General features: G+C 74.0%; 3 protein-coding genes. All 3 read left to right on the forward strand.

Features of this window, described 5'->3' with window-relative positions:
- Positions 1-131: 131 nt before the first annotated feature.
- The gene (locus tag G3I40_RS10460; RefSeq protein ID WP_164301883.1) at positions 132-1214 is read left to right on the forward strand and encodes an oligopeptide/dipeptide ABC transporter ATP-binding protein; all 1083 of its coding nucleotides are present in this window, start codon (positions 132-134) and stop codon (positions 1212-1214) included.
- A gap of 8 nt (positions 1215-1222) precedes the next feature.
- Entirely contained in the window at positions 1223-3064 is a 1842-nt protein-coding gene (locus G3I40_RS10465; protein WP_164301884.1) for a gamma-glutamyltransferase, read from the forward strand.
- A 95-nt stretch (positions 3065-3159) separates the two neighbouring features.
- Positions 3160-3851: inositol monophosphatase family protein (locus G3I40_RS10470; protein ID WP_164301885.1), on the forward strand; the 692-nt coding region annotated here is incomplete at its 3' end.

The raw sequence follows: 3851 nt of genomic DNA on the forward strand, positions 1-3851 counted from the left end.
CGCTGCGCCCGCGCCGACGACACCTGCACGACGCGCCGCCCCGGCTTCAAGGCCGTCGCCCCCGACGCCGGCGCGGACGCCACGCACCGCGCCGCCTGCTGGCACCCGCACACCCTTCAGGAGACTTCGGCATGAACAGTGGCCCGGTTCTCGAACTCGTCGACCTGGAACGGCACTTCGCGGGCGCCGGCGGCACCGTGCGCGCCGCCGACGGGGTCACCCTGACCGTCGGCCGCGGCGAGGTCGTCGGCCTCGTCGGCGAGTCCGGCAGCGGCAAGTCGACCGTCGGACGCTGCGCCGTCCGCCTCGACGAGCCCACCGGCGGCACCGTCCGCATCAACGGCACCGATGTGACGACCATGTCGCGGCGCGCCCTGCGCCCGCTGCGCAAGGACTTCCACCTCGTCTTCCAGGACCCGTCCTCCTCGCTCGACCCGCGCATGACCGTCGGCGAGATCGTCGCCGAGCCGCTGAAGCTGCACGGCATCACCCGGGGCAAAGAAGCCGCCCACGCGCGCGTGGCCGAACTTCTCGCCCAAGTAGGGCTGCGTCCCGAGCACGCGCAGCGGCATCCGCACGAGCTGTCGGGCGGACAGCGCCAGCGCATCTCCATCGCCCGCGCCCTGTCCGTGGACCCCGACCTCCTGGTCGCCGACGAGCCGACGTCCGCCCTCGACGTCTCCGTACAGGCCTCCGTCCTGAACCTGCTCGCCGACCTGCAGCGCGACCGCGGCTTCGGCTGCCTGTTCATCACGCACGACCTGGCGGCCGTCGAGTACCTGGCCGACCGCATCGCCGTCATGTACCTGGGCCAGATCGTCGAACAGGCACCCACACGAGAGCTGTTCGCCGACCCCAAGCACCCCTACACACAAGCTCTGCTGTCGGCCGCGCCCGTCCCGGACCCGGTCGCCCAGCGCACCCGCGAACGCATCGTCCTCAGCGGCGAACTGCCCAGCCCGCTGGCCCCTCCCGCCCGTCGCCCGACCACCACCCCGGCAGGACGCCCTTCGGGCGGCGTGTTTGACGGCTGCCGCTTCCACACGCGCTGCCCGCTCGCCGTGGAGCGCTGCCGCACCGACCTACCGCGGCTGCGCACCCTGGAGGGCGGCCGCGAGGTCTCCTGCCACCTCGTCGCGGACGACGGCACCGCGCCCGACGCCGCCGCGGCCCCGTCTCGTACGATCCCGACCACTCGCACCGCCACCCGCTAGGAGCTTTCTTGTTCACCACCCGGCCGACCCTCCAGGGCACCTTCGGCATGGTGTCCTCCACGCACTACCTCGCCTCCCAGTCCGCGATGGCGGTCCTGGAGGACGGCGGCAACGCCTACGACGCCGCCGTCGCCGCGGGCTTCGTGCTCCACGTCGTCGAGCCGCACCTGAACGGGCCCGCGGGCGAGGTCCCGATGATCCTCGCCCCGGCCGACGGCGAGGTGCGGGTGCTGTGCGGCCAGGGCGTGGCCCCGGCGGGCGCCACCGTCGCGCACTACAAGTCCCTGGGCCTCGACCTGGTCCCCGGCACCGGGCCCCTCGCGGCCGCCGTGCCCGGCGCCTTCGACGCCTGGATGCTTCTGTTGAAGGACCACGGCACGAAGTCCCTCGCCGCCGTCCTGCGGTACGCGATCGCGTACGCACGTGACGGGCACGCCCCCGTCGAGCGCGTCGGCGAGACCGTCGAGACGGTGCGCGAGCTCTTCGAGAACGAGTGGCCCTCGTCCGCCGAGGTCTACCTCGTCGAAGGCAAGGCGCCCCGGCCCGGCGAGCTGCTGCGCAACCCGCAGCTCGCCGCCACCTGGGAGCGGCTGATCGCCGAGGCCGAGGAGAGCGGCGCGGACCGCGTCGCGCAGATCGAGGCGGCCCGGCGCATCTGGCGCGAGGGATTCATCGCCGAAGCACTCGTGCGCCAGTCCGGGCAGCCCACCCTGGACACCAGCGGCGAACGCCACGCCGGCACCCTGACGCTCGACGACCTGGCCTCCTGGGAAGCGGCCTACGAGGCCCCGGCGACGTACGACTGGAACGGCTGGACGCTGTGCAAGGCCGGCGGCTGGAGCCAGGGCCCCGCCTTCCTCCAGCAGCTCGCCCTGCTCCCGCCCGAACTGCCCGCCTACGGGTCCGCCGACTACGTCCACCTGCTCGTCGAGGGCTGCAAGCTGGCCATGGCCGACCGGGAGGCCTGGTACGGGGACGCCGCGGACGTGCCCGTGGACGCGCTGCTGTCGGACGCGTACAACGCCGAGCGCCGCGCCCTCGTCGACCCCGGGAAGGCGTCGTCCGCACTGCGGCCCGGCAGTCCGCTCGGCGCCGCGCCGCGCCTGAGCGCGCACGCCCACGCCGTCGCCGCCGGGGAGGCGGGCTTCGACGCCCTGGGAGTCGCGGGCGCGGGCGAGCCCACCGTCGCCAAGGGCTCCACGTCCCCCGTGCCGGGCGAGCCGGAGGTGCGCGAGGACGGCCTGACCCGGGGCGACACCTGCCACCTCGACATCGTCGACCGCTGGGGCAACATGGTCGCCGCCACCCCGTCCGGCGGCTGGCTCCAGTCCAACCCGGTCGTGCCCGAGCTCGGCTTCCCGCTCGGCACGCGGCTGCAGATGGCCTGGCTCGACGAGGGCCTGCCGAACTCGCTCACCCCGGGCCGCCGCCCGCGCACCACGCTGACCCCGTCCCTCGCGCTGAAGGACGGTGTCCCGGTCATGGCGTTCGGCACGCCCGGCGGCGACCAGCAGGACCAGTGGCAGCTGCACTTCTTCCTGTCCGTGGCGCTGCGGGCGCCGTATCGCGGCGGACTCGACCTGCAGGGCGCCATCGACGCCCCGAACTGGCACAACGACTCCTTCCCGGGCTCCTTCTTCCCGCGCGGCATGCGGCCGGGATCGCTCACCGTGGAGTCCCGCATGGACGAGGAGGTCATCGCCGAGCTGCGCCGCCGCGGTCACGACGTGACCGTCGGTGACGCCTGGTCCGAGGGCCGGCTGTGCGCCGTCGCCCGCGACCCGCGCACCGGCGTCCTGTCCGCGGCGGCGAACCCGCGCGGCATGCAGGGGTACGCGGTCGGCCGCTGACCCCACGGGGGGTGGAACCGCGGAATTCCGGGCGATTCCACCCCCCGTTCACCTCGGCGGAACGCGTTGTCAGTGGGCCGTGTTCTCATGGGGACATGATCGAAACCATCACGGAAAGCATCGACGACTTTCTGACCAGCAAGGTCACCGACCAGCTCCTGACCGACGTCGAGCGGATCGTCCGCGCCGCGGCCGCCGCCGAGATCACCCCGCGCTTCCGGCACCTGGCCGCGCACGAGATCGCCGAGAAGAGCGCCCCGCACGACCTCGTGACCGTGGCCGACAAGCGCGCCGAGGAGTACCTCACCCGCGAGCTCGGCGCCGTGCTGCCCGGCTCCGTCGTGGTCGGCGAGGAAGCCGTCGCCGCGGACCCGACGACCTACGAGGCGATACGGGGCAAGGCCCCGGTCTGGATCGTCGACCCGGTCGACGGCACCCGTCAGTTCGTGCACGGCGATCCCGGCTTCTGCACCCTCGTCGCCCTCGCCCTGGACGGCGTCGTGCTCGCCTCGTGGACGTACGCGCCCGCGCTCGACGAGTTCGCCGTCGCCGTACGCGGCCGGGGCGCGCGGCTCAACGGCCGCCGTCTGCCCGGCGGCTCCCCCCGCCCGGGCGACGACCTGCGGATCGCCACCTCGCACCCCGACTTCACGACCGACGCCCAAAAGCGCGCGCTGCTGGGCCTGCGCACGCCCGGGATCGCCCCGCGCCCCTGCGGCTCCGCCGGTCTGGAGTACCTGGCCGTCGCCCGCGGCGACCTCGACGCGATCGCCTTCAGCTGGGAGCT

It is taken from the genome of Streptomyces sp. SID14478 (assembly GCF_010548525.1).
Taxonomy (GTDB): domain Bacteria; phylum Actinomycetota; class Actinomycetes; order Streptomycetales; family Streptomycetaceae; genus Streptomyces.

What these genes read in the sequence shown, in the direction of transcription:
- G3I40_RS10460 (WP_164301883.1), top strand. Translation starts at nt 132, where the DNA reads ATGAACAGTGGCCCGGTTCTCGAACTCGTCGACCTGGAACGGCACTTC.